This is a genomic window from Streptomyces sp. CNS606 (assembly GCF_000426325.1).
In genome coordinates, this window is the sequence record NZ_AUFD01000027.1 from 48,958 (window position 1) to 55,694 (window position 6,737).

Sequence of the window (6,737 nt, forward strand, 5' to 3'; positions counted from 1 at the left end):
TGAGCCGCCACCGGCAACCGGAGGAGACCGACGGGCGCCGCCGGGCTCACTGCTTGACGGCTCCGGCGTTGGCGCCACGGATGAAGTGCCGCTGGAAGAAGAGGAAGAGCAGGGCCACCGGAATCGTGGACAGCAGCGCCGCGGCGAGCTTGAGCGGGTACTGCGTGCCCTGTCCCAGTCCGCCCGCGACGAAGCGTGCGAGGCCGGTGGTGAGGGTCTCGTACTCGGGGGACTGGGCGGCGGCGAGGAAGTGGGTGAACTCGTTCCAGGAGCCCTGGAAGGACAGGATGGTCAGCGTGATGAGCGCCGGGCGGGCCATGGGCAGCACGACGGACCAGAAGGTGCGGACGACGCCCGCGCCGTCGATCCGGGCCGCGTCCTCGATCTCGCGCGGGATGGACGTGAAGAACTGCTTCATGATGAAGATCCCGGCCGCGTCGGCCATCAACGGCACGATCATGGCGAGGTAGCTGTCGAAGATGCCCAGCGTGTTGAACACCAGGAACTTCGGGATGAGCAGGACGACGCCGGGCACCGCCATCACCGACAGCAGCGCGGCGAAGAGCAGCGAGCGGCCGCGGAAGTCGAGCCGGGCGAGGGCGTATCCGGCCGCGGAGTCGAACAGCACCCGGCCGGCCGTGACGAGCAGGGTGACGACCACCGAGTTGCCGAGCCAGCGCAGGAACGGCACCCCGTCGACGCCGCCCAGCCCGAACAGCCGCCGGTACGCGTCCAGGGTCGCGGCGCCGGGGATCAGGGACAGCGGGTCGGCCGCGGCCTCCGGGGTGGTCTTGAAGGACGTCGCGACCTGGACCGCGAAGGGGAAGACGTACAGCAGCGCGCCCAGGGTGATCAGCAGGTAGCCGGCCAGGCGCAGCGGCCGTCCGGAGGCGCCGCGGGCGACGGGGCGGCGACGGGGGGCGGCCGCCGGGCGCGTACGGGCGCGGGTGGGGGTGTCGGTGCTCACCGGGTGCGGCTCCTCTGCTTCCGTGTCGTCCCTTCCGCGTCCCGGTCGCGCAGCACGTACCGCTGGAGGGCGGTGAAGACCAGGATGATCGCGAGCAGCAGGAAGGCGATGGCGGCGCCCTTGCCGTACTGCGCGTTGTCGAAGCCCTCGGTGTAGGAGAGGTAGGCGGGGGTGAGGGTGGTGTTGGCGGGGGCGCCCTGGCTCATCACGTACACCTGGTCGAAGACCTGCCAGGTGGCGATCAGTCCGAGGGTGAGGACGAGGAAGGTCACCGGCCGCAGGGCGGGCAGGGTGACGTGCCGGAAGACGCCCCAGCGGCCGCAGCCGTCGATGCGGGCGGCCTCCTCCAGCTCGGCGGGAACGTCCTGGAGGGCAGCCAGGAAGATCAGCATGAAAGTGCCGGAGGTGGTCCAGACGGCGAGCAGGATGATGGTGGTCATCGCGACCGAGGGCCCGGCCAGCCAGTCCCACCAGCTCAGCCCCAGCACCTCGTTGCCGGCCAGCGCCTGCGGCGGGCGGGCGGCGTCGACGAGGCCGAGGCCGTCCAGGACGACCCAGGTGAGGCCCCGGGCGTCGGTGAACCAGTTCGGTCCGTCCACACCGACGTGGGACAGCACGGTGTTGACCGCACCGCTGCCCTGGAAGAGGAACAGGAAGATGGTGGAGATGGCGATGGAGCTGGTCACCGACGGGAAGTAGAAGGCCGTCCGGTAGGCGCTCTTCGCCTTCAGCACACGCTGGTTGACCGCGAGGGCGAGGCACAGCGAGACCACCGTCTGGAGCGGGACGACCAGCAGGACGTAGAAGAAGTTGTTGCGCAGGGACGTCATCAGCTGTTCGCGGTCCAGGCCGTCCCGGGTCAGCAGGTCGGCGTAGTTGTCCAGGCCGACGAAGTTCTCCGTGCCGGTGAAGGGGTTGGACTGCCCGTCCCAGTCGAGGAGGCTCACCCACAGCGCCATCAGGATCGGCGCCAGCAGGAAGAGACCCAGCACGGTGACGGCCGGGGTGACGAACAGCCAGCCCCACAGGCCCTCGCGGCCGCGGCGGCCGCCGTTCCGCCCCCCGGGGAGCGGGCCGGAACGGCGGGCCGACGGTGTGGTGAGCGCGCTCATCGGTCGGCCAGCGCCTGCTCACCGTTGCGCTGCAGCTCGGCGAGGATCTTCTCCGGATCGCCGGTGCGCAGGCCGGCCAGGTCGGTGTCGAACTGCTGGAGCACCTTGGCGAACCCCGGCAGCGTCACCGGCCCTTCGGCGTACTCGGTGCCCGCGACGAACGCGGCGCTCTCCGGGAACGCCGTCCCGTACTCCCCCAGCGCCTCGGTGCGCGAGGGCATCACGCCGAACGCCTCGGCGAACGTCATCTGCTGGTCCGGGGCGGTCAGCGCCTCCACCAGCTCGACGGCTGCCTCGTGGTGGGCGCTCTTCTTGGCGACGCCCCAGCAGGTGCTGAAGGAGAGCGTGCCCTTGCCCTCCGGGCCCCCGGGCAGCTCGACCGTCCGGTAGTCCAGGTCCGGGTAGTCGTTGCGCAGCGCGCCGGTCAGCCAGTTGCCCTCGATGGTCATGGCCGCGCGCTCCTTGCCGAACGCCTCGCCGCCCCAGCCGGAGTCGACCTGCTTGGAGTACTTCAGCGAGCCGCTGCGCAGCATGTCCTTGACGTAGGTCAGGGCGCGCAGGTTCTCCGGGGTGTCGGCGGCCATCTTCTGCTGCCCGTCGCCGGTGATCCAGCCGCCGCTCTGCCGCATGAAGGCGCCGACCCGGTTGTAGGTCGGGTCGAAGACGAGGCCGGTGACGTCGCCCTTGGTCAGCTTCCCGGCGACGTCCTCCAGTTCCTGCCAGTCGGTGGGGACGTCGTCGTCGGTGAGCCCCGCCTTCTTCCACAGGTCGTCGTTGATGGCGAGGGCGAGCGTGGAGGAGTCCTTGGGCACGCACACCAGCTCGTCCTCGTCGCTGAACGAGGCGCGCAGTCCCTCGACGAAACCGTCCGCCTCCACCTGGTCGCCGTAGGCGTACAGCGAGCCGCCCTCGGCGTAGTTGGCGAACTGGTCGGAGGTGACGTAGAAGACGTCCGGCGGCTCGCCGCCCGCGAGGGCCTGCCCGAGCTGCTGGTTGAGATCCTGCGCCACCTGGACCCTGACCCGGTGGCCGGTCTTCTTCTCCCAGCGGGCGACGGCCTTCTTGAGGGAGTCGGCCTCGGCGTCGGTGGAGGCGGCGATCATCATCGCCAGCTTCTGCCGGGCCGAGTCGTCCTGTTCGGTCTTCTCGTTGCTGCCGAACTGCGATCCGCAGCCGGAGAGGACGAGCGCGGCACAGGTGAGCAGTGCGGCGGTGCGTATCGGGGGTCGCATGGGTCTTCCTCCGTCACAAGGGGGTGGGCGGTTCAGGCGGTGGGAGGCGCCGGTGAGCTGTCGCGCACGACCAGTTCGGGCGCGACCAGCGCGTGCCGGTCGGGGGCGTCGGGTTCGCCGATGCGCTGCAGCAGGAGCCGTACGCACTCGCGGCCGAGGAACTCCAGCGGCTGCCGCAGGGTGGTCAGGGAGGGCCGCAGCAGTGGGGCGAAAGGGGCGTCGTCGAAGCCGACGACGGCCAGCCGGGCGGGCGGTTCGCCGCGTACGTCCAGCGCGCGGTAACAGCCCATGGCCAGCGAGTCGCTGGCGGCGACGACGGCCGTGGCCGGGGTGTCGTCCAGCAGCCGGTGCGCCGCGTCGGTCGCGGCCTCGATCGAACCGTCCGCCCGGGCGCGCAGGCCCTCCGACGTCAGTCCGTGCCGCTCCAGGGCCTCGCGCCAGCCCCGCGCGCGGTCGTCGCCGACACCCGAGCCCTCGGGCCAGCCGAGGAACGCGATGTGCCGGTGCCCCCGCGCGACGAGATGGTCGACGGCCGCGGTCGTGCCGTGCGCACCGTCGACGTCCACCCAGTCCCCGGCGTCCCGGGTGCCCCAGGCCCGGCCGAACGCGACGAACGGGACTCCGCGTTCGTGCAGCCAGCTCTGCCGCCGGTCGCCGACCACGGTGTTGGTCAGCACGAAGGCGTCGACCGAGTCCTCGCGGAGCAGTTCGGCGTAGGTGCCGGTCTCCTCCTCGCCGCCGGGCGAGGGGAAGAGCAGCACCCGGTAGCCGGCGTCGTCGAGGCTTTCGGTGAGGGCGTGCAGGAAGCGGTCCAGCACCGGGGTCGGCACGGCGGCGGCCACCGGCCGCACGGCGTACCCGATGAGCCGGCTCGACCGGGTGCGCAGCGAACGCGCCGCCCGGTGCGGGCGGTAACCCAGCTCGCGGATGGTGGCGTTGACGCGCGCCAGGGTCTCCGGGCGCAGCAGCTCGGGGGTGTTGATCGCGTTGGAGACGGTCTGCCGGCTGACACCCGCCCGTGCCGCGACGGTGGCCATCGTGACGGGTCCCCCGTCGCCCTTCACGTCGTCCCTCGGCATGCCCGGCCTCCTCGGTGGTCTGAATTGGATCGATCAAACCTCTTCCCCCATACGTGGACGGGGAAATATCGTCAGGGCGGTTTGATCGATCCAATGAGCGAAGAGATTGGCCGCCGATGGACACCACTGTCAAGAGTCAGGCGCCCACGGGTTCCGGCACCGCGTCAGGACTGCAGCCCTTCCTGCACGACGCCTGCGTGGTGCTGGCCGCGCCCGCCGTGGCGCTCTCCCGGCCCGCCGGCGCCATGCGCTCCGGCGCGGACGGCTTCTTCCGCGGCGACCGCCGCTTCCTCTCCCGCCTGGTAGCCGACGTCGAAGGCGTGCCCCTGGCCCCCGTGCGCACGGGACACTCCGACGCCTCCACGGCCGCCTTCCGCACCGTGCTGCGCGGCGTCGGCGAGCAGACCGCCGACCCGGCCGTGACGCTCCGCCACACCCGCACCGTCCACGCCGACGGACTGCGCGAGTCGTTCGAGTTCCACAACGCCGGCCCCCTCGACGTCACCGTGCCCCTGGCCCTCTCCCTCGACGCCGACTTCGCCTCCATGGACGACGTGAAGGCCGGCCGTCGGGGCGCGCCCCCCGGCGTGCGCCGCGCCGACGGCGCACTGCACTGGCACTGGCAGGAGTGGGAGTCCCGCCTCACCTCCACCCCCGCCCCCGACTCCGTCGACCACGAGGGCGGCACCGCCGTCCGCGCGCACTACCGGCTGACGCTGCCGCCGGGCGGCCGTGCCCGCGTGGACCTCGACTGCGCGGCCGTCGACCGCGACGGCTTCCCGTTCGCCCCGGCACCCACCCGCCGGGTCCCGTGGAGCCGGCCGCGGCTGCGCGTTCCGGACCACCGCTTCCCCCGCCTCCTCGACCGCTCCCTCGACGACCTCGCCGGCCTCCTGCTCACCGACCCCGAACACCCGCAGGACACCTTCCTCGCCGCCGGCGCGCCCTGGTTCCTCACCCTCTTCGGCCGCGACGCCCTGTGGGCCGCCCGCATGCTGCTGCCGCTCGGCACCGACCTGGCGGCCGGCACGCTCCGCACACTCGCCCGCCGCCAGGGCACCCGCGACATCCCGGCCACCGAGGAACAGCCCGGCAAGATCCTGCACGAAGTCCGCCGCACGTCGCAGCTGCTGGACGAGGGCACCACCCTCCCCCCGCTCTACTACGGCACGGTCGACGCCGGCCCCCTCTGGGTCGCCCTGCTGCACGACGCGTGGCGCTGGGGCCTCGCCGAGACCGAGGTGGAAGCCCTCCTCCCGCACGCCGAACGCGTCCTGGCCTGGATGGCCGAACACGGCGACGCCGACGGCGACGGCCTGCTGGAATACGTCGACAGCACCGGCAAGGGCCTGGCCAACCAGGGCTGGAAGGACTCCGGCGACTCGATGCGCTGGCGCAGCGGACGCCTGGCCGTCGCCCCGGTCGCCCTGAGCGAGGTCCAGGCCTACGCGCACGAAGCCGCGGTGGGCGGCGCGGCACTGCTACGGGCGTTCGGACGGCCGGCGGCGGACCGCTGGGAGGAGTGGGCGGCCCGGCTCCGCGACCGCTTCCGCGACCGCTTCTGGCTCGACGACGCGCGCGGCCCCTACTGCGCGGCGGCGCTCGACGGACAGAAGCGCCCCCTCGACACGGACACCTCCAGCCACGGGCACCTGCTGGGCACCGGACTGCTCACGAACGAGGAGAGCGGGCTGCTCGCCCGCCGCCTCGCCTCCCCCGAACTGGACTGCGGCTTCGGCCTGCGCACCCTGGAGACCGGCGCCACCGGCTTCAACCCGCTCGGCTACCACATCGGCAGCGTCTGGCCCCACGACACGGCCATCGCCGTACACGGCCTCACGCGGGCCGGCTTCCCCGACGAGGCCGACTCCCTGGTACGCGGCCTGCTCGCGGCGTCCGAGACGTTCGACGCCCGCCTGCCCGAACTGTTCGCCGGACACGGCAGCGGAGTCGACACGGGGCCCGCCCCGTACCCGGCGGCCTGCCGGCCCCAGGCGTGGGCGGCCGCCTCCTCCGTCCACCTGCTGCGGGCACTGCTCGGGCTGGAGGCCGACGTCCCGGGCGGCACGCTCCGGGTGGCGGACTCCGTCGCGGAGTGCTGGCGTCCGCTGCGGGCCGAGGGGTTGTCCGTGGCGGGCCACGCATTGTCGGTGGCTGTCGACGTGGGGGGTGAGGTGCGGGCCACGACGGCGGCCCCGGTTTCCGCCGCTTCTCGGCGGGGGTGACGGGGGTGGGGGTGTTGGGGCTCGGTGTGGGCGCGGGGCGGTGGCTGGTGTGTGTGGGTGCGGGTCGGGGGCGTGGGCTGCGGTCCGGGCCGACGACCCGGAAACCCATGATTTACGGGCCG

At 72.7% G+C, this 6,737-nt stretch carries 5 protein-coding genes; 1 reads left to right on the forward strand and 4 read right to left on the reverse strand.

Going from position 1 to position 6,737, the window contains the following annotated elements:
* Positions 1-46: 46 nt before the first annotated feature.
* From K304_RS0118300 to K304_RS0118315, 4 genes are read right to left on the reverse strand one after another with little or no spacing between them, the layout of a single operon-like run.
* Positions 47-967 (reverse strand): carbohydrate ABC transporter permease, encoded by a 921-nt coding sequence (locus K304_RS0118300; protein ID WP_027764939.1) that lies wholly within the window; start codon positions 965-967, stop codon positions 47-49.
* Positions 964-2,079, reverse strand: a complete 1,116-nt coding sequence (locus K304_RS0118305; protein ID WP_027764940.1) for a carbohydrate ABC transporter permease — start codon at positions 2,077-2,079, stop codon at positions 964-966. The genes K304_RS0118300 and K304_RS0118305 overlap by 4 nt, the downstream gene beginning before the upstream one ends.
* Positions 2,076-3,311, reverse strand: a complete 1,236-nt coding sequence (locus K304_RS0118310) for an extracellular solute-binding protein (RefSeq protein ID WP_027764941.1) — start codon at positions 3,309-3,311, stop codon at positions 2,076-2,078. The genes K304_RS0118305 and K304_RS0118310 overlap by 4 nt, the downstream gene beginning before the upstream one ends.
* Positions 3,312-3,343: 32 nt before the next feature.
* Positions 3,344-4,390 (reverse strand): LacI family DNA-binding transcriptional regulator, encoded by a 1,047-nt coding sequence (locus K304_RS0118315; RefSeq protein ID WP_027764942.1) that lies wholly within the window; start codon positions 4,388-4,390, stop codon positions 3,344-3,346.
* 116 nt (positions 4,391-4,506) lie between these two features.
* Here K304_RS0118315 and K304_RS29775 point away from each other — a divergent pair, with 116 nt between their 5' ends.
* Positions 4,507-6,615: a glycogen debranching N-terminal domain-containing protein gene (locus tag K304_RS29775; protein WP_051308596.1), complete on the forward strand. Its 2,109-nt coding sequence runs from the start codon at positions 4,507-4,509 to the stop codon at positions 6,613-6,615.
* The last annotated feature ends 122 nt before the right edge of the window (positions 6,616-6,737 follow it).

Excerpts from the sequence above, each read along its gene's own strand:
- K304_RS0118305 (WP_027764940.1), bottom strand. The coding sequence starts at position 2,079 with ATGAGCGCGCTCACCACACCGTCGGCCCGCCGTTCCGGCCCGCTCCCC.
- K304_RS0118310 (WP_027764941.1), bottom strand. The coding sequence starts at position 3,311 with ATGCGACCCCCGATACGCACCGCCGCACTGCTCACCTGTGCCGCGCTC.
- K304_RS0118315 (WP_027764942.1), bottom strand. The coding sequence starts at position 4,390 with ATGCCGAGGGACGACGTGAAGGGCGACGGGGGACCCGTCACGATGGCC.
- K304_RS29775 (WP_051308596.1), top strand. The coding sequence starts at position 4,507 with ATGGACACCACTGTCAAGAGTCAGGCGCCCACGGGTTCCGGCACCGCG.